The sequence below is a fragment of the Collinsella sp. CM84Y_54 genome (assembly GCF_036317945.1).
Classification (GTDB): Bacteria; Actinomycetota; Coriobacteriia; order Coriobacteriales; family Coriobacteriaceae; genus Collinsella.
In genome coordinates this window covers 560,413-579,698 of the sequence record NZ_JAWQCX010000001.1, presented here as the reverse complement: position 1 = coordinate 579,698, position 19,286 = coordinate 560,413, and the positions used below count along the sequence as shown (strand labels likewise).

The window sequence follows — 19,286 nt, the reverse complement described above, 5'->3', positions numbered from 1 at the left end:
TTAGTGCGTTTGACGTGCTAAAATGCCAATTATTGCATCAGATATAACCCAACTATTTGGAGGTTCGAATGGCACTCCCTCAGCTTACCGACGAGCAGCGCAAGCAGGCTCTTGAGAAGGCTGCCGCCGCACGTCACGCCCGCGCTGAGCTTCGCGAGCAGATCAAGAAGGGCGAGAAGTCCCTCGAGTCCGTGCTCAACTCCGATGACCCCATCGCTTCCCGCATGAAGGTTTCCACCCTCATCGAGTCTCTCCCCGGTTATGGCAAGGCCAAGGCCGCCAAGATCATGGAGGAGCTCGGCATCTCCGCTACCCGTCGCGTCCAGGGCCTCGGCGTCCGCCAGCGCGAGCAGCTCCTCGAGCAGCTGACCAAATAAGTGAGCGCTCAGGATTCAAAGCTCTTTGTGATTTCTGGACCGTCAGGTGCAGGCAAGGGCACGCTCGTCACTCGTGTGCGCGAGCGTCGCTCGAACCTGGGCCTGACGGTTTCGGCTACCACGCGAGCACCACGCAAAGGTGAGGTCGACGGCGTCAACTACTTTTTCCTGACGCGCGAGGAGTTCGACCGCCGCGTGGCAAACGGTGAGTTTGTTGAGTGGGCCGAGGTCCACGGTAACTGCTACGGCACCTTGGTGAGCGAGGTCACATCCAAGCTCGCCTCTGGCTCGTCTCTGATCTTGGAGATCGATGTCCAGGGAGCCCTGCAGGTCAAGGAGCGTTTCCCCGAGGCCGTGTTGATCTTTATCAAGCCGCCTTCGCTCGAGGTGCTCCGCGAGCGTCTGGTCGGTCGCGGTACCGAGACGCCCGAGACGATTGAGCTGCGTATGGCAAACGCCGCCGATGAACTTGCCCTTGCCGACCGCTACGACGACGTCGTGGTGAATGACGATCTCGACCGCGCGACCGATGAGCTCGTTCGCGTTCTCGATATGCATGAAAGGATCTGAGGTCCGTGTCCGTTGTAAAGCCTTGCATTGACGATCTTCTGGAGAAGACCGATCACAACCGCTTCCTGCTCGCCTCGCTTGCCTCCAAGCGCGCCTGCGACATTAACAGCATGTTGCGTGGCCAGCACAACCGCGTGCTCGCCGTCCAGGATGTCGATGACATCACTATTGCGCTTTCCGGCGCCGATACCATCTCGATGGCTATGGACGAGATTGTCGACGGCGACATCTCCTACGACGAGGCCCGTTACGAGAAGGCACTCGGCCATAAGGTTGCTGAAGCCTAAATGGCAGCCCGCGTCTGCCTGGTCCACTATCACGAGGTTGGACTAAAGGGCAAGAACCGCGCACATTTTGAGCATATCCTCATGGATAACATCAAGGCGGCCTTGGCCGCCTTTTCCGTGAATGCCGTGTCTCGAATTTCCGGTTATATCCTCGTGACCTTTAACGAGCATCAGGCCGACGAGGCGGCGCGCGTCATTCGCACCGTCCCCGGCGTTGCTCGCGTGTCCCTGGCATATCACACGAACCGCGACCCGCAGGAGTACTGCGCCGCCGCCGTGAAGGCGCTGCGCGAGTTTGGTCCCTTTGAGTCGTTTAAGGTGCATGCCAAGCGCTCGAACACCGACTACGAGCTCACCTCGATTGATATCAATCGTCAGGTGGGAGAGGTGTTGTGCGAGGCGTTTCCCGATAAAAAGGTCCAGATGCACGACCCCGACGCAATGGTGCACGTGCTGGTGGTCCAGGGTAGCGTTTATGTGTACGCGCGCTCCGAGCGCGGCGTGGGCGGTCTGCCGGTGGGATCTGCCGGCAAGGTCGTGACGCTACTGTCGTCGGGTATCGATTCTCCGGTAGCGACCTGGATGCTCGCGCGTCGCGGCGCGGTGTGCGTGCCGGTACATTTCTCCGGTCGTCCGCAGACGCCCGACACGAGCGAGTATTTGGTGCAGGACATCATCCGTGCGCTTGAGCCGGGTGTCCAGATCGGCCGCCTGTACGTGGTGCCGTTTGGCGATTGTCAGCGTGAGATCTCGGTGACCTGCCCCAGCAACCTGCGCGTGATCATGTACCGTCGCATTATGTATTCGGTTGCCGAGCGCATTGCGCATATCGAGGGCGCCAAGGCTATTGTGACCGGTGAATCGCTCGGTCAGGTTGCTTCCCAGACGCTCGAGAACATCATGGCCGTCAACGAGGCCGTCAAGATCCCCGTGTTCCGCCCGCTGATTGGTTCGGACAAGCAGGAGATCATCGCGCGTGCCGAGGAAATCGGTACCTTCGATATCTCGACCGAGGCCGCTCCCGATTGCTGCACGCTCTTTATGCCGCGCCGCCCCGAGACGCACGCCAAACTCGATGCCGTGCATGAGGCGTGGGAGCTGTTCGATCACGAGGAGATGATTGAGCGCTTGCTCAAGCAGACCGAGTATATCGACTTCGAGAGCAACACGTATAAGGCCCCTAAGACCTTAAAACGCAAACATTCCGAGCTCGCTCCACGTGAGATTTACCAAGATCACGAATAATGTTGTGTATAGACCGGCGGTGATTTTGCATCGTCGGTCTTTTTCTATCTGGGCATTAGGCGATAAACGGTTCATTTGTCGACGTGTGCCTGAATAAATGGACACTTTTCCGCAAGGTTTTGGTCAGCTTTTGGTTTGACCGCGAAAACCGGTGTGGGCGTGCGGAGGCTGCGGCGTTCGTTTCCTGACACGATGGTGTTGGGAGGTGTTTGCTATGGCGCAGCGCGAGCAACACGAACGGGTTAAACGGATGGACCGCTGGGCAGAAAAGCTGCTCGGCCATAAGGCGATGGTCGTGGCGATCCTGGTTGTCATTGCCGCCGCGAGCGGCTTGGCGATGGCAGGTTTTGGTGGTCACTCCAGCGACGTATCGTTTGAGCGTAGTGATGAGGCGAGCGCCTCGGATGTGCGCGGGGCCGGGGATGCCTCTCCTGACGATGCCGATGAGCCGTCTGCCAAGAGCTCCTCTGCTGCCGAGGTGTACGTCGATGTTGATGGCGCCGTTGTGAAGCCTGGCGTGTACCGGCTTAAAGATGGAGCACGGGTGTCCCAGGCGATTGATGCCGCCGGAGGGCTTACGGCCGAGGCGGATGTGACGGTTCTTAACCGTGCGTCCAAGATCACCGATGGTCAAAAGATCTATGTGCCGACGGTAGGGGAGCAACAAACGGCTGCGGCCGTCGGCGCCGCCGAAAGCAGTGCTTCCACGACCCCTGGTACAGGGTCTTCGTCGGGACTTGTGAATATCAATACGGCAAGTGCGGCGGAGCTGCAGACGCTTTCGGGCATCGGGCCTTCTATGGCCCAGTCAATTATCGACGAACGGACGCAAAACGGGGCCTTTGCCTCGGTCGATGACCTTATGCGCGTATCGGGGATCGGTGAGAAGAAACTCGCCAAAATTAAAGATTGCATCTGCGTATGAGTGCGACCGAGCGCGAGCATGTGATGCCACCGCGCCCATTGATGCCGTGGGCGATAGCCCTTTGTGCCGGCTTGTGTGCGAGCTGTGGGTTAGTGCTTAACATGGCGGCCGATGCGCTGCTGGGAGAGCGGGCGGCGCCCGTCACATTGCTTATGGCCATTCCCTTCGCGGCTGCGACGTGCATCGTATTGGCACGGTCCTGTATGCGTCTTGTGCGGTGGAAGCGATGGCTGTATGCCGCGGCCCTTGGCCTCGTTGCGGGAGCGGTCGTGTCCGCGGCTTGGGCGATAGGAGCGCTACACGCATCGAGGGCACTGGATAATCGGGCTGCGAGCAGTCTTGAGTTTGTTGTGCACGGCGATCCGTCCATCAATGACGGTGTGTACTCCTATACCTGCGATGCGTTTGCGGGCGAAAAGCATTTGGGTCAGGTATGGCTGTCGTGCGATCGTGAGCTCGGCGTCGGTTCGCATGTACGTGCTATCGGTCGAATTTCGCGCTTTGAGAATGATGCGTATGGGCGCTCACGCGTGCTTCGGGGCGAGCTTCGAAAGGTTAAAGTCGTCCGGTTGGTATCGATCGACGAGGGCCCTCCAGGCCCGTTGTCTTGGCTTCGAAACGAGCTCCTTGCCGTTATCGCGCCCGCGACCGATCCAGCGCGCTCGCTCATTGCCGGCGTTGTCTGCGGACGCTCGGCCGAGCTGCGTGCCCAGCCGGCGGGCGATTGGTTTTCGGTAACGGGCACCGCACATCTTATCGCTGTCTCGGGTAGTCATCTTGCCATCGTGGGGTTTGTGATTGAGAGCGCCCTGCAAAAGACACGCCTCTCTCGTGGGCTGCAGCGGGGGCTGTTGGTGCTGGCCCTCGCTGCCTATGCCGTTTTTACGGGCGCTTCGCCCTCGGCCGTGCGCGCGTGCTGCATGGTGGCGGCGTCGCTTGTCGCCAACGGCGCCGGGCGTCGTCGGCATGGCCTCTCGGCTCTGTTCGTCACCATGGCAATCTTTGTGTTGCTGCGTCCGACGGTATTGTTCGAAATGGGTTTTCAGCTTTCGTGCGCCAGTGTCTTTGCCATCCTTTGTTTTTGCCCCTACGCCACCTACGCCTTGGGCGAGCTGGGCATGCCATCGGGTGTCGCCAGCGTTTTGTCTGTCACGCTGTGCTCGCAGCTGGCGACACTTCCCGTTACGATTCCCGCATTTGAGACGTTTTCGCTCATTGCCCCACTTGCAAATGCCGTGATCGGTCCGGTGATAAGCGTGCTGCTCGCTGTATCGGTTGTGCTGGTGCCCTGCTCGCTTGTGCCGCTGCTGCGTCACGGGGCGCTCGTGGTGCCCATGATTGTCGCCCGCTGTGCGCTGTTCTTTGAACAGCTCTTTGCTGCCGTTCCGGGCGCATCCGTAAGCGTGCCGCCCGATACGCCCTCGGTATATGTGGTGCCGTTCGCGCTGGTGGCCCTCTTGGTCTGGTGGCCACGCCCCCGCGCGCGGAGCATGGCAGCGGGGCTGCTGTGTTTAATGCTCGCAGCGGGTGTTCCGTATGTCTATTGGGATCGATGTGCGCCGCCTTCGGTAACGGTCCTCGATGTTGGCCAGGCCGATGCGATTCTGGTTCGTCAGGGTGGCGCCGTGGCACTCGTCGACTGTGGGCTCGATGACCGCGTGGTGTCGGCGTTGGTTCGCAATAACGTCCACCATATCGACGCCGTCTTCGTGACGCATTGGGATGAAGACCATTGGGGCGGTCTTCCCGACGTACTCGATCGTTTTTCGGTTGGAACCATTGCGGTCGCGGCCGATGCACTTGACGGCGCGCCTACTGAGGTTCTGAATCGCCCGGGTGTAACGTATCGGCAGGTGGCTCGCGGAGACACGGTCGATATCGGCGCATTTCGGGCTCGTGTGATGTGGCCGTTTGACACGGTGGATGGCGAGGGCAATGAGGACTCTCTTGTTTTGCTGCTCTCCTACGCTCAGGAAGGCAAGAGCCTGCGTGTGCTCCTTACTGGTGACGCCGAGCTCGATCAGGAGCGCGAGTTTGTACAGGAGGTGGGAGATATCGATGTGCTCAAGCTGGGGCATCATGGCTCAAAAGTTTCCGTCGACACAGACCTGCTGGGCACGCTTAAGCCCGAGTTCTCTATCGCGAGCGCCGGCGAGGGGAATCGTTACGGCCATCCGTCGGATGCCTGCATCGATGCAGTTAAGGAAGCGGGTGGTGCGTTCGCATGCACCATCGAACACGGCGACATTACCGTCACGCCGACTGCGAAGGGCTTTGCCATGCGATGCCAGCGACCGTGATGACATCGTTGGCGCGCGGTGGACCCCTGGGCTAAAATGGCACGGTACGAATTCGAGTGTGTGCGAGAGGGGAGCGCAATGTCCGAAACCGGTCTGCTGCCGGCATATCTGATCGTCGGTACCGATGGGGTCAAGCGCGACCACGCCGTCTCGCGTATGAAAGCTCGCTTGGAAAAGTCGGGTATGGTTGAGTTCAACCTCGATGAACGCGACATGACGAAAGATCCCGATATCGAGTCGATCATCGGCTCGCTCAATACCTTTCCCATGGGCAGCGAGTTTCGCCTGGTGATCCTCGACGGCTGCTCCAAGCTTGCCAAGGCGGTCTCGGAACCGCTTGTCGAGTACCTCGCAAGTCCCAGCCCCACGACGGTCTGTCTCATTATTGCCGACTCACTTGCCAAGAATACGCGCCTGTATAAGGCAATCGCCAAGATCGACAAGAAGGCTATCGTCGATTGTTCGGGTACCAAGCGCTGGGAACTGCCGCGCCGCGTTCAGCAGATGGCGACGCAGCGCGGTAAGTCCATCTCGACGGCTGCTGCCGAGGAGCTCGTCTCGCGCTCGGGCGAGAACACCCGCATGCTCGATAACGACTTGGCCAAGCTTGCCCAGATGGTCGAGGCGCCGCAAATTGAGCTTGCCGATGTGGAGCGCTGGATCGTGCGCACGGCCGAAGTTCAGCCCTGGGACTTCCTCAATGCCGTCTCGGCCCGCGATATGCGCCGCTCGCTTGAGCTCTTTGGGCTGCTGCCCGCCAAGAGCTATGTGTGGACCTACACGCTGCTATGCGGTCGCATCCGCGAGTTGATCGTCGCCAAGGCGCTCGACTCTCGTGGGCAGGGGCGTGAGCTCGCCGCGACACTCAAGCTTCAGGCCTGGCAGGTCAAAAATCACCTGACCTGGGCACGCCGCTTTTCGATGGCGGAGCTTGTCGCTGCGCTCGAGGGCGCGGTCGATGTGGAGCTCGCACTGAAGGGTTCTGCCGATTCGGAGACCGCGCTTTTGCTCTGGATTACGAACATCTTGAGAAAATCGTGATGATACCTGCCTATTTGACAAATTCGTTCTATCCCTTTGAGGGGGAGCGTGCTATAGTAGGCGCTTGCATGACCTCACCGTGTCTCAGAGGTGTCATACATTTTTTGCAAGGAACTCGAAAGGAACTCCAGAAGTGGCAAACATCAAGTCTCAGAAGAAGCGTATCCGCACCAATGAGGCAGCTCGCATGCGTAACAAGGCTGTCAAGTCCGAGCTCAAGACGCTGACCAAGCACGTCCAGTCCGCCGTCGCCGAGGGCGACGCCGAGAAGGCCCAGGCTGCCCTCAAGACCGTCACCAAGCGTCTCGACATGGCTGCTGCCAAGCATGTCATCCACAAGAACCAGGCTTCCAACCGCAAGTCCGGTCTTGCCAAGCTCGTGAACAGCATCAACGCCTAAGTTGTAAATTTCACACCACACAGATTACGCGCATAAATGGAGCCTGTTTTATGTAACAGGCTCCATTTTTTGTACCGCTCGGGTAAGATAGTCCGCATGAATACTTCAATTGACATTTCCCACATCCGCAACTTCTCGATCGTTGCGCACATCGACCATGGCAAGTCCACGATCAGTGATCGTATCCTCGAGCTCACCCATACCGTCGACGAGCGCGACATGGAGTCGCAGCTGCTCGACACCATGGATATCGAGCGCGAGCGCGGCATCACGATCAAGTCCAATGCCGTTCGCGTTTCCTATGACGCTGACGATGGCGAGACGTATCAGTTCAACCTGATCGATACGCCGGGCCACGTGGACTTTACCTACGAGGTCTCGCGCTCGCTGGCTGCCTGCGAGGGCGCGGTGCTCGTCGTCGACGCCACGCAGGGCGTCGAGGCGCAGACCGTCTCCAACGCGACGCTCGCCATGAACGCCAACCTGGATATCGTGCCCGCCATCAACAAGATTGACCTTCCCTCTGCACACCCCGACGAGGTCAAGACCGAGATCGAGGATGACCTGGCCATTCCCGCTGACGATGCCGTATGCGTATCGGGCAAGACCGGCGAGGGTATTCACGATTTGCTGGAGTCTATCGTCTTCTTGATCTCACCGCCCAAGGGCGATGCGAACGCGCCGCTCAAGGCGCTCATCCTTGACTCGTATTTTGATGAGTACCGCGGCGTCGTTGCCACGGTCCGTGTTTTTGACGGCTCCATTAAAAAGGGCGATACCCTGCTTATGATGCAGGCCGAGGGCGACTTCTTGGTCGACGGCGTGGGCGTCAAGCGTCCCGCCGAGACACCGGTCGACGCACTGACGGTCGGCGAGGTGGGCTACGTGGTCACGGGCCTGAAGGACCCCGAGGCCGTGCACGTGGGCGATACCCTCACGTGGGCGTCGAATCCCTGCCCCGAGCCGCTTCCCGGCTATCGCGAGGCCAAGCCCATGGTCTATACGGGCCTGTTCCCGATCGACAACAAGGATTACGAGAACCTGCGCGACGCTCTCGATAAGCTGCATGTCAACGACCCGTCGTTGGTGTGGGAGCCCGAGACCTCGGTGGCGCTCGGCTTTGGTTTCCGCGTTGGCTTCTTGGGCCTGCTGCATATGGAGGTCGTCAAGGAGCGCTTGGAGCGCGAGTTCAACCTGGACCTGATTGCCACGAGCCCTTCGGTGGACTATCACGTCTACAAGACTGACGGCGAGATGATTGATGTTCGCAGCCCGCAGGATCTGCCCGAGGCCACGCGCATCGAGCGCATTGAGGAGCCTTACCTCAAGGCCAAGATTATCTGCCCGCCCGAGTATACGGGTGCCGTCATGCAGCTCGCTATCGAGCACCGCGGAATTACAACCGACATGATCCATCTCACGAGCAAATCGGTCGAGATGCGCTTTGATATGCCCCTCGCCGAGCTCATCTTGGACTTCTTTGACCAGCTCAAGAGCCGCACCAAGGGCTATGCCTCGCTCGACTATGAGTTCAACGAGTATCGTCCCTCCGAGCTCGTCAAGCTCGATATCCTGCTTTCGGGTGATGAAGTGGACGCGCTTTCGTTTATCGTGCACAAGGACAAGGCCTATGGCCTGGCCCGCGGGCTGTGCGACAAACTCAAGGAAATCATTCCGCGCCAGCTGTTCGAGGTGCCCATCCAGGGCGCTATCGGCAACAAGATTATCGCCCGCTCTACCGTTAAGGCGCGCCGCAAGGACGTTTTGGCCAAGTGCTATGGCGGCGATATCTCGCGTAAGCGCAAGCTGCTCGAGAAACAGAAAGAGGGCAAGAAGCGCATGAAGGCCATCGGTTCGGTCGAGGTCCCGCAGGAGGCCTTTATGGCGATCCTCAAGGTGGACGAGTAGGTCCCATGGCGCTTTCTGAATACAGTACGCGGCTGCTGGGTGCCTATGCCGAGCAGCCGTTCCTTATGGCTCCCATGGCTGGCGTGACCGACCCCGCCTACCGCATCATGTGCCGCCGCCGCGGTGCCCATCTTGCCTACAGCGAGATGGTGAGCGTGGCGGGTCTTGCCTATGCCAGCAATAAGACGTGGCGCCTGGTGCTACCGGCCGACGAGGAGCAGCAGATCTGCGTACAGCTCTTTGGTTCCAAGCCCGATCAGTTTGCGAGCGCCGTCGCCGCCGTTGAGGAGCGTGTTGGCGATCGCCTGTCGCTGATCGACATCAACATGGCCTGCCCGGCTCGCAAGGTCGTTACCAAGGGCGAGGGCTCGGCACTTATGCGCACGCCTGAGCTGGCCGAGCAGATTGTCGAGGCGGCGGTAGGCGCGGCGCACGTGCCCGTGACCGTAAAAATCCGCAAGGGCTTTTACGCCGAAGACCGCAATGCCGCGACGTTTGCCCAGATGCTCGAGGGGGCAGGGGCCGCTGCGGTGGCGGTACATGGTCGCTGTGCCACGCAGCTCTATACGGGCCAGGCCGATTGGTCAGTCGTCGATGAGGTGGCCGACGCCGTCGAGATTCCCGTGATCGGTTCGGGCGACGTTTTCTCGGCCGAGGATGCCGCGGAGCATCTGCGCAACTCGGGTGCCAGCGCGGTGTTCATTGCGCGCGGTATCTATGGCAATCCCTGGGTGTTCGGCGATGCTCGCGCCCTTGCGCTCGATGGCGCGCCGGTGCCGGAGCGTAGCTCGGTCGAGCGACTGGATGCCCTGCGCGAGCATCTGACGCTCACGCACGAGCTGTTGCCGCTCATGTCGCGTGCCCGTACGTACGCGAGCTGGTATCTAAAGGGCATGCCCCATGCTGCGGCCTGGCGCGCTCAGGTGGTGCGTTGCTCCACATACGAGGAGTTCATGGCACTGGTCGATGATATCGAGCACGATGTGGTGGCCTGCGAGGCCGCACTTGCCGCCGGCGAGTCGGTGCCCGCTCATCCGCTGGAGGCCTAACGGTGGCCGTTACCGCGCTGTACGTGCATGTGCCGTTTTGCGCCCAAAAATGCCGGTACTGTGACTTTGACTCACGCAGTTTTGCTCCGTGCAACATGAGCGTTGCGCTCGATACCTATTTTGAGCAGTTGTATGCGCGCCTCGATGCCTTTGGCGACGCAGGCGCGCTTGCACAGATCCGCACCGTCTATGTTGGCGGCGGCACGCCGTCGCTGGCGGGGGAGCGTTTGGTAGAATTTGCCCGGCGTATCTCTGCGTGGTGCAAGCCTGTTGAGTTTACCTGCGAGGCCAATCCCGAATCGCTGACCGCAGAGCTTGCCACTGCGCTTGCCGGGGTGGGTGTCACGCGCGTCTCTCTGGGCGTGCAAACGCTCGATAACGCCGAACTTACCGCCATCGGCCGTATTCACGATGCCGATCGGGCGCTCGCTGCCATCGCGACGGTCAAGGACGCTGGGCTCGATGTGTCGTGCGACCTGATGTGCGGTCTTCCCGGGCAAACCGCCGTTAGTTGGCAGCGCACGCTCGATGGCGTGTTGGCGGCGGCGCCGCATCATGTGTCGGTGTACCCGCTCACGCTCGAGGAGGGCACGCCGCTCTACCGCATGGCGTGTCGCGACGAGTCGCTCGAGCCCGACGAGGATTTCCAGGCTGCATGCATGGACGCGGCGCGTGAGCGCCTGGGTGCGGCCGGCTATCACCCGTATGAGGTGGCAAGCTACGCGCTCGACGGCCATGAGTGTGCCCACAACATTGCCTATTGGACCGGACAGGGCTATCTGGGCTTGGGTCGCTCTGCCGCCGGCATGCTCGACGCCGAGGATTTCGATCGCTTGTCCGGGCTGTTTCCCGACGTGTCTACTCGCGGCGATGCGTATCGCGTGCGTCTGGTGCAACGCGACGACACCGCGACGACGTTTGATGCCGAGTATCTGTCGCAGCGCGAGGCCGTGGCTGAGGATTTGATGCTCGCCTGCCGCATGACGCGTGGCATTGGGCCCGATCTGTTGGTGCGCTCGGCTAGCTTAGTTCCCGTGGACGAGTTGGCGGCGGCCTGTGACCGTGCGCTCGAGTTGGGCCTTGCCACTTGGGTGCCTGATGATATTGAGGGAAATACGGGGTGCGTCAACTCAAAAGACGTTATCGCAGGTCGCTTCCATGCCCGTTTAGCGCCCACCCACTTGGGCTGGCTCGATGGAAATATGCTGTTCGAGCTGTTTTGGGGTCTAGCTTAGGCCGCTCGGGTAGAATTACCGCAATATATACGCTGCTGTGAGCAGGAGGTTGCCGCGCATGGCGACAATGAACGAAAAAGATTACTACGAGATTTTGGGCGTCTCTAAGGACGCCACCTCGCGTGATATACAGAAGGCCTTCCAGCAAAAGGCCCGCAAGCTCCATCCGGACGTCAACAAAGAGCCGGATGCCGAGGAAAAGTTTAAAGAGGTTTCCGAGGCCTATGCCGTGCTTTCGGACGAGCAGAAGCGTGCGCGCTACGACGCCATGCGCTCGGGCAATCCCTTTGCCGGCGCTCCCACGGCTTCGCCCTATGGCGGCGGTTACGCCGGCAGCGCGGGCTACGGCAATCCCTTTGAGGGCGGCTTTCCCTTTGGTGGCGCCTGGGGTCAGCCGCGTCGCGGGCAGGCTGCCTATAATCCCGAGAACGGCGCCAACGTGGTCGTCGATATTAAGCTCGACGCCAAGGAGGCCAAGGGCGGTGCCCGCAAGACCGTCCGCTATACGCGCTTCGATACCTGTGGCCACTGCGGCGGTTCGGGCTCTGTTTCGTCCGAGCATGCACATACCTGTCCGAGCTGCGGCGGTCGCGGCCACATCGATGTCGACCTGTCCTTTCTGTTTGGTGCCGGCACGTTCCAGTCTGTCTGCCCTGAGTGCGGTGGCTCCGGTAAGGTCGTCGCCGACCCCTGTCCCGATTGCGGCGGCAGCGGGCGGACCCGTGTGACCTCCGAGCAGACGATTGAGTTTCCCGCCGGCACGCACGATGGCGACGAGGTCCATATTGGCGGCATGGGTCACGCCGGCACCAACGGCGCCTCGGGCGGTGATCTGGTCGGTCGGGCCCATGTTGAGGCCGAGCGCCTGGAAGGTAAGGCCCGTACCGGTTTTTACCTGATGGGCATCGTGGCGCCGTTTTTGGTGCTATCGGCCATCTCGGGCGTGTTCTCGGCCTTTGCCGTGATGTGCTTTATTCCGTTTGCCATGGGCCTGTTCATGGTGCTCTCGGACGGCGTGCTGCACCGCAGCCTGCTGTGGTGGAAGCGCGGCGCGATGCAGTTTGCCAACGGTTTTGCCAACGGATTTATGTTTGCGCTCGTGTCGGTTTGGTTTGCGAGCTGCTCGCAACGTGCCATGCTTTCGCCCTACGCAATGCAATAACATCAAACCCTCTGTTTGCGGCCGGCCCAGCTTGGGTATAGGACGCACTGTGACAATAATGAAAGTCGGAAGGATTCGGTCGTGTCGGAAAATAGGGATTACTACGAGGTGCTTGGCGTCGACAAGGATGCCGACGCGCGGACGATTAAGCGCGCGTTTCTAAAGAAGGCCCGTACCGTACACCCGGACGTTTCGGACGACCCCGAGGCCGAGGCTAAGTTCAAAGAGCTCAACGAGGCATATTCCGTTCTTTCCGATGAGCAGAAGCGTGCTAACTACGACCGTTACGGCACTGCCGACGGCCCCGGTGGCTCCGGCTACGTCGATATCAACGATATCTTTGGTGGCATGGGCATGGACGACTTGTTCTCGTCGTTCTTTGGCGGCGGTGCCGGCGGTGGCGCCCGAAATCGCCGTGAGCGTCGTCGCGGCCGCGATATGGCCATCTCCCTTTCGGTGACCCTTGAGGAGGCGGCACTCGGCTGCAAAAAGACCATCAGCTATGACCGCCTTGCCCCCTGTGAGGATTGCAACGGCTCCGGTAGAGCCGAGGGTGCACAGGAAAAGCAGTGCAGCCGCTGCCACGGCACGGGCTATGTCACGACGGTCCAGCGCTCGTTCCTGGGCCAGGTTCAGTCCTCTTCGCCTTGCCCTGACTGCCACGGCGAGGGCACGGTTATCGACCATCCCTGCGAGACCTGCGACGGTCAGGGCCGCACGCCTTCGCATGAAAAGATCGACATCGATATTCCCGCCGGCGTTTCGACCGGTCGCCAGCTGCGCGTGAGCGGCTTTGGCGAGGCAGGCCTTCGCGGCGAGCCCTCGGGCGACCTGATCGTCAACGTGCGCGTTGCCGACCATGAGCGCTTTAAGCGCAACGGTGATGACCTGTACCTGGTGAGCGATATCTCGATTGCGCAGGCTGCGCTCGGCTGCGAGATTGAGGTCGAGGGCATTATGCCCGACGAAGTCGTCAAGGTGACGGTCCCCGCCGGTACGCAGTACGGCGACACCGTCAGCGTCAACAATTTCGGCATGCCGCGCATCGGCGGTGGCGGCTCACGCGGTCGACTGATCGTGCAGCTGCGCGTGGTCGTCCCCACCAATCTCTCCAACAAGCAGCGCGAGCTGCTTCGCGCTTTTGCCGACGAGATGGGCGATGACGTCGCTTCCGGTAAGAAGTCGGTAACTGATCGCATCAAGAGCGCTCTCGACGACATCCTCGATTAAGGAGCCCGCGTGCTCGCACCTCATATCTCTGTCCTCAACCTCGGCTGCCGCGTCAACCGGGTTGAGTCCGACCGTATCACTGCCGACCTTATGCGCCTGGGGTTTGCGATGGTGGAGCCTCAGGATGCTGAGCTGATTGTCATTAACACCTGTGCCGTTACGGGCGAGGCCGAGGCCAAGACCCGTAAGGCCGTTCGCCATGCGCTGGGCTATCCAAACGAGCCCTATGTGGTCGTGACCGGATGCGTGGTCAATCTGCACCCCGAGGAGCTGCTGGAGCTTTCGGACCGCGTGATCGCCGAGCCGTCCAAGATTGATGTTGCCGAACGCGTCTGCGAGGTGTTGGGCGTTGAGTCCGATAATGTTCCCGCCTGCAGCGACGGCGAGGTGGTCGATGCACTCGGTCGCTCGCGTCTGGGCGTGAAGATCCAGGACGGCTGCAACCATCGTTGCACCTATTGTATTGTGTGGAAGGCCCGCGGCCCCGAGCGCTCTGTGCCGGTCGAGTCCGTGCTCGAGCAGGTTCGCGAGGCCCAGGAGGCCGGCGTGCCCGAGGTGGTGCTGACAGGTGTGAACCTGGGCGCCTACGATGGCAAGAGCGCGACTGATGAACACGTCGAGATCGATGAGCTGCTCGAGGCGATTATGGAGCGCACGTCTATTCCGCATGTGCGCATTTCCTCGGTCGAGCCCATGGATATCTCCGAGTCCCTGCTTAAGGTGATGGCGCGCTATCCGCAGCGCATCGCCCCGTTTTTACACCTGCCCGTGCAGTCCGGCTGCACACGGACGCTGCATCGCATGGGCCGTCCCTATAGCGCCGAGGCCTTCGAGGAGACGGTGCGCATGATTCGCACCAACTTGCCTCAGGCGTCCCTTTCGTGCGATGTCATCGTCGGTTTTCCCGGCGAGACGGACGAGGAGTTTGAGGAGTCGCTGGCGCTGTGCCGCCGCGTGGGCTTTTCGCGTATGCACGTGTTCCGTTACAGCAAACGTCCTGGTACTCTTGCTGCCGATATGCCCGACCAGGTGCCGCCCGAGGTCATGGCCGAGCGTAGCCGTCGTATGCGAGCCGCTGCGCAGGAGCTCGCCATTGCCGACGCTCGCCGTCGCGTGGGCACCGTTGAGCGTGCCGTGCTCGAGTATGGCGACAACCTGACGCTTGGTTCGTTCCATCATGCCCGTCTAGACGATACCCGTGGACTCACAGCCCCGTGCCTGCTCGATGTTGCTATCATCGGAGTCGATGATTCCGGCTTGGTCCATGCACGCAGGGAGGTTCATGGAAGCCTCGAAGATTAGACTTACCGTTCCCGAGGGTATTGACCCCTCGCGCGTTTTGGGTGCCGGCGACGGCGTCCTTCGTGCGCTGGAGAGCTCAGTTCGCGCCCACGTGGTCGCCCGTGGCGACAGCATCGCCGTGAGCGGTGACCCGGACGAGGTCGAACTGGTCGCGCGTTTTTTCGAACATGCCTTTCGTGAGGCTGCTTCCGGGCGCACGCTTTCTGCCGACGATGTCTCTCGCTGCCTGGCCGTCTTGCGCGACGGTGAGCACGAGGCTACGTCGCTTCGCGATGACGTGCTGCTTTCGTATCGCGGTCGCGTCATTCGCCCCAAGACGCTCGGTCAAAAGCGCTATGTGGATGCCATCCGCTCAAATACCATCACGTTTGGCCTGGGTCCTGCCGGTACCGGTAAGACCTATCTGGCCATGGCGCTCGCTGTTGCCGCACTCAAGCGTCACGAGGTGGGCCGTCTGATCTTGACGCGTCCGGTTGTCGAGGCGGGGGAGAACCTGGGCTTTTTGCCCGGCACCCTCGAGGAAAAGATCGATCCGTACATGCGCCCGCTCTACGACGCCCTTTTTGACATGATGGATCGCGAGCGCACCGATGAGCTCATGGAGCGCGGCGTGATCGAGATCGCCCCGCTTGCCTACATGCGCGGCCGCACGCTGAGCGACGCCTTCGTGGTGCTCGACGAGGCCCAAAATACCACGCCCGAGCAGATGAAGATGTTTCTGACGCGCCTGGGCTTTAACTCCAAGTTTGTGATTACCGGCGACCTGAGCCAGCGTGACCTGGTGGGCCGTCGTGGTGGCTTGGCGGATGTCGAGAAGATTTTGGGCCGTGTCGACGATGTCGCATTTTCTCACCTCGAGCGTGCCGACGTGGTGCGCCATGCCCTGGTGGGAAGTATCGTCGAGGCATATGATGCTTATGATGACGTGCGCGAGCAGCGCCCGCGCGACCGAAAGGAGTCCCGTTGAGTGTATTGATCAGCAACGATGCCGAGCTCGATACGCTGCTCGACGCGCAGGAGGTAGAACACATCTGCGAGGTCGTGCTTGCCGCCGAAGGCGTTGAGCGTGAAGTCGAGATTTCCCTTTCGTATGTCGATGAGGACGAGATGCACGAGCTCAACCACGAGTGGCGCGGTATCGACCGCACCACCGATGTCCTCTCGTTTGAATGCGACTCGGCCTTTGACGAGGATATTCCCGCCGACGAGACGCTTGAGCTTGGCGATATCATCCTGGCCCCGCAAGTCATTGCCCGTCAGGCCCCCGGCTTTGGCAATGCCCCTGCCGACGAGTGCCGCCTGATGCTCGTGCATGGCATGCTGCACCTGCTGGGGTATGACCATATCGAGGACGACGAGGCCGAGGTCATGGAGGCCCGCGAGGACGCCATCCTGCGCGATCTGGCGCTCGAGCGCGGCGAGGACCCCAAGCTGGTCCACGTCGGCCCCATCACCAACCACGCCCACGACTAGGAGCCGTCTATGATTCCCGGATCGAACAAGGACCATCCGTCCTTCTTAAAGTCGTTCTCCTACGCCATGGAGGGCTTCGTCACCGCCGTCAAGACCGAGCGCAATATTAAGGTCATGCTCGTTGCGGGCGTGTGCACCGTCATTGCCGGCTGCATCGTGGGGCTCGACATTGCCGAGTGGGCCACGATTATCATCTGTTGTGGCCTGGTGATTCACGGCGAGCTATGCAACACCGCCATGGAGGCGATTGTCGATCTGGCGACCCAGGAGCTCCATCCGCTGGCAAAGCGCGCGAAGGATATCGCCGCCGCCTCCGTATACGTTCTTTCCATCACCGCCGCGATTGTGGGCTTGCTGGTATTTGCCCACGCGCTCGGCTTTATCTAGAAAGGGATTTTCATGTCCGACACTATGCAGCCTATCGATGAAATTTTGGACGACGAGGTCCTGGATGCGGCGGATGCCGAAGCGGCCGAAGCATACGAGGAAGTCGAGGAATTCGATCCGTTTGAGGGCATGAGCGACGAGGAGCTCGACGCCCTGTGCGACGAGGACGATAGCCTCGCGGGCTTTGGTGACGTTGAACCCGGTTTTCGCAGCGGCTTCGTAGCCCTGGTTGGCCGCCCCAACGCCGGTAAGTCCACGCTGCTCAACGCCTGCTACGGCAAAAAGGTCGCCATCACCTCGTCGGTGGCCCAGACGACCCGCCGCCGCATGCGCGCCGTCGTCAACCGTCCCGGCTACCAGCTGGTCTTTGTCGATACCCCGGGTATCCACAAGCCCAAGGACGGCCTGGGGTCCGAGCTCAACAAGAGTGCGCTGTTCGAGCTGAACGATGTCGATGTCGTCGCGTTTTTGATTGATGCCACCAAGCCGATCGGCAGGGGAGACGCCTGGGTTGCCGAGCGCGTCAAGAACGCTCGTTCCAAGAAGGTCCTGGTGCTTACCAAGGCCGATGAGGCCGACCCCGCACAGGTCATGGAACAGCTTAAGGCCGCCCATGAGCTCATGGAATATGACGACGAGATCGTGACGTCGTCGGTCAAGAACTTCAACGTCGATGCCTTCATCGAGACCGTTGCGCACTTTTTGCCCGAGGGTCCGCGTTGGTTCCCCGAGGACATGGGTACTGACGCTTCCGACGAGACACTCGTTGCCGAGTTTGTGCGCGAGAAGGTCTTGCGTCGCACCCGTGATGAGATTCCGCACTCCGTTGGCGTGATCTGCGATGCGCTCGAGCAGACCAAGAAGGTGCTGCGCGTCCACGCCACCATTTACGTTGAGCGCGAGGGCCAAAAGGGTATCATCATCGGCAAGGGCGGCGAGATGATCAAGCATATCGGTATCGACGCCCGTCGCGATCTTGAGCGCATCTTTGGCACGCAGGTCTTTTTGGAGCTGGACGTGAAGGTCAAGGCCGGCTGGCGTGACGACGAGGCCCAGATTCGCCGCTTTGGGTATAACGCCGAGGACTAAGGTAATTTAACAAACCCGCAGGTAGAACGCTTGCATAAAGGTTTTGCGTCCTAATTTGTCCTTAAGGGTACCTAACTAATTTCCGAAGTACGCCTTATCGACCGTCTCGATGAACAGTTCTTTGTCGGGGCGGTCGTAGTGTTTGCCGAGAATATTCTTCGCGGCGTGGCCCATCATTTTGTCCACCATCTGGGCGGGGATGCCGTACTTCCAAAGCATCGCGGTTGCCCATGAGTTGCGCAACTTGGTCATGGTCAGGTAGCGCAAGTCAATCGTTCCATTTCTGTAATAACTGAGCCACTCACCTGTAATCCTCTTGCGATCCATCGGCATTCCTGTGCCTTTGTCGCAGATGTATAGCTCTTGGTCTTCGGTGCGCTGCTTTGCTATCTCGGCGAGCCGTGAACTCCATGGCGGTGGAATGATGATTGGACGGCGGCTTTCTGCTGTCTTTAGCGGCTCAAAGCTGTTGTTCTGAGAATACTGGTGATAAAGGTCGTAGACGGCGTATGTACGACCATTGCGCTCATCAAACGTAATGTCTTTTACCGCCGCTGCCGCTGCTTCGCCGACACGGCATGAGCCTTTAGCCATTAGAATCACCACGCCCTCGATGCGACTGCCTCGCAACGATTCAAGGATGCTGTCGATTTCGGCTACCGTGTAGACTTCTAGCCCGCTGTCGCCTGTGTTTTTCTTTTCACGCGGCATTTTGAATTTTGCATCGATAAAAGAAATGCCGTCCACGTCATGGAGTCTTGCGCAGTTGACGAGGTTAAGAACGATGATGTGCGAGACGTGAGCCTGCGCTGCGGTGAACTTGTCCAACCAACGCTGGTATTCTTCAACTCGCACTTTATTCATGACAATGTTTGCCCATTTCGGCGAAACCTTTGACCTCCATGCGCTACGGTAATTGATGAATGTACTGTGCGACATATCGCCAGTCTCAAGCTGCTTTTCCAGCTGTGGGAAATACCATTCGTCCCAGCATTGCTTGAACGTGGGGCATGGCACTACACGCTCATTTGGTGGCAGGTGGTGGAGCTGCCAAAGGCGGCGCAGCTCATCGTCAGCTTCGCGCGAGGTACAGGGGTAGAGTGTTTTAGATCTGCGTACTCGATTGAGCCCGTCCCACTCGCACCACCTGATACGCCATTTGTTCTTGGCGATTTTGGTCTTCGTCCCCCATGACGAACGTGTCATAATTAAAAAAGTCCCTCCTGTCGGGCATAGCCGACTCTAGCAATGCGGATGGGATTGTTTAGCGCTCCACTGGTCTTGGCGGGTTAGTGGGGCGCTTCTT

The 19,286-nt window shown here is 60.1% G+C and carries 19 protein-coding genes; 18 read left to right on the top strand and 1 reads right to left on the bottom strand.

What is annotated here, in order from left to right:
* Nucleotides 1-68 precede the first annotated feature (68 nt).
* The 18 genes from mihF to era all read left to right on the top strand — a co-directional run bounded on the left by mihF (nt 69) and on the right by era (nt 17,980).
* Entirely contained in the window at nt 69-377 is a 309-nt protein-coding gene (gene mihF / locus V2391_RS02755) for an integration host factor, actinobacterial type (RefSeq protein WP_006236130.1), read from the top strand.
* The gene (gmk, locus tag V2391_RS02750) at nt 378-947 is read left to right on the top strand and encodes a guanylate kinase (RefSeq protein WP_099431806.1); all 570 of its coding nucleotides are present in this window, start codon (nt 378-380) and stop codon (nt 945-947) included.
* Between the two features lie 5 nt (nt 948-952).
* On the top strand, nt 953-1,234 hold the full coding sequence (locus V2391_RS02745; protein ID WP_055250050.1) for a DNA-directed RNA polymerase subunit omega: 282 nt from the start codon (nt 953-955) through the stop codon (nt 1,232-1,234).
* Nucleotides 1,235-2,479, top strand: a complete 1,245-nt coding sequence (gene thiI / locus V2391_RS02740; RefSeq protein WP_118079857.1) for a tRNA uracil 4-sulfurtransferase ThiI — start codon at nt 1,235-1,237, stop codon at nt 2,477-2,479.
* A 214-nt stretch (nt 2,480-2,693) separates the two neighbouring features.
* A complete protein-coding gene (locus tag V2391_RS02735) occupies nt 2,694-3,404 on the top strand; it encodes a helix-hairpin-helix domain-containing protein (protein ID WP_329738166.1) in 711 nt (236 codons plus the stop codon).
* A 350-nt stretch (nt 3,405-3,754) separates the two neighbouring features.
* Nucleotides 3,755-5,704 carry a DNA internalization-related competence protein ComEC/Rec2 gene (locus V2391_RS02730; RefSeq protein WP_329738165.1) on the top strand — a complete coding sequence of 650 codons (1,950 nt, stop codon included), beginning with the start codon at nt 3,755-3,757 and terminating at the stop codon, nt 5,702-5,704.
* 78 nt (nt 5,705-5,782) lie between these two features.
* Complete coding sequence (gene holA, locus V2391_RS02725; protein ID WP_329738164.1) at nt 5,783-6,745, top strand: DNA polymerase III subunit delta; 963 nt, start codon at nt 5,783-5,785, stop codon at nt 6,743-6,745.
* Between the two features lie 133 nt (nt 6,746-6,878).
* Complete coding sequence (rpsT, locus tag V2391_RS02720) at nt 6,879-7,145, top strand: 30S ribosomal protein S20 (protein WP_022094714.1); 267 nt, start codon at nt 6,879-6,881, stop codon at nt 7,143-7,145.
* Between the two features lie 96 nt (nt 7,146-7,241).
* A complete protein-coding gene (lepA, locus tag V2391_RS02715; protein WP_329738163.1) occupies nt 7,242-9,053 on the top strand; it encodes a translation elongation factor 4 in 1,812 nt (603 codons plus the stop codon).
* A gap of 5 nt (nt 9,054-9,058) precedes the next feature.
* Nucleotides 9,059-10,102, top strand: a complete 1,044-nt coding sequence (gene dusB / locus V2391_RS02710; protein WP_329738162.1) for a tRNA dihydrouridine synthase DusB — start codon at nt 9,059-9,061, stop codon at nt 10,100-10,102.
* 2 nt (nt 10,103-10,104) lie between these two features.
* The gene (gene hemW / locus V2391_RS02705) at nt 10,105-11,337 is read left to right on the top strand and encodes a radical SAM family heme chaperone HemW (protein ID WP_329738161.1); all 1,233 of its coding nucleotides are present in this window, start codon (nt 10,105-10,107) and stop codon (nt 11,335-11,337) included.
* 58 nt (nt 11,338-11,395) lie between these two features.
* Nucleotides 11,396-12,499: a DnaJ domain-containing protein gene (locus V2391_RS02700; protein ID WP_329738160.1), complete on the top strand. Its 1,104-nt coding sequence runs from the start codon at nt 11,396-11,398 to the stop codon at nt 12,497-12,499.
* Nucleotides 12,500-12,580: 81 nt separating this feature from the next.
* The gene (dnaJ, locus tag V2391_RS02695; protein ID WP_117745976.1) at nt 12,581-13,729 is read left to right on the top strand and encodes a molecular chaperone DnaJ; all 1,149 of its coding nucleotides are present in this window, start codon (nt 12,581-12,583) and stop codon (nt 13,727-13,729) included.
* A gap of 9 nt (nt 13,730-13,738) precedes the next feature.
* On the top strand, nt 13,739-15,031 hold the full coding sequence (locus V2391_RS02690) for a MiaB/RimO family radical SAM methylthiotransferase (RefSeq protein WP_329738159.1): 1,293 nt from the start codon (nt 13,739-13,741) through the stop codon (nt 15,029-15,031).
* Nucleotides 15,012-15,998 (top strand): PhoH family protein, encoded by a 987-nt coding sequence (locus V2391_RS02685; RefSeq protein ID WP_329738158.1) that lies wholly within the window; start codon nt 15,012-15,014, stop codon nt 15,996-15,998. The genes V2391_RS02690 and V2391_RS02685 overlap by 20 nt, the downstream gene beginning before the upstream one ends.
* The gene (gene ybeY, locus V2391_RS02680; RefSeq protein ID WP_161115787.1) at nt 15,995-16,504 is read left to right on the top strand and encodes an rRNA maturation RNase YbeY; all 510 of its coding nucleotides are present in this window, start codon (nt 15,995-15,997) and stop codon (nt 16,502-16,504) included. The genes V2391_RS02685 and ybeY overlap by 4 nt, the downstream gene beginning before the upstream one ends.
* A gap of 9 nt (nt 16,505-16,513) precedes the next feature.
* Complete coding sequence (locus V2391_RS02675) at nt 16,514-16,891, top strand: diacylglycerol kinase family protein (RefSeq protein WP_099431794.1); 378 nt, start codon at nt 16,514-16,516, stop codon at nt 16,889-16,891.
* A 12-nt stretch (nt 16,892-16,903) separates the two neighbouring features.
* On the top strand, nt 16,904-17,980 hold the full coding sequence (era, locus tag V2391_RS02670; RefSeq protein WP_195568776.1) for a GTPase Era: 1,077 nt from the start codon (nt 16,904-16,906) through the stop codon (nt 17,978-17,980).
* 75 nt (nt 17,981-18,055) lie between these two features.
* On the opposite strand, the gene V2391_RS02665 is transcribed toward era, so the two are convergent.
* On the bottom strand, nt 18,056-19,186 hold the full coding sequence (locus V2391_RS02665) for a tyrosine-type recombinase/integrase (RefSeq protein ID WP_329738157.1): 1,131 nt from the start codon (nt 19,184-19,186) through the stop codon (nt 18,056-18,058).
* Nucleotides 19,187-19,286: the final 100 nt, after the last annotated feature.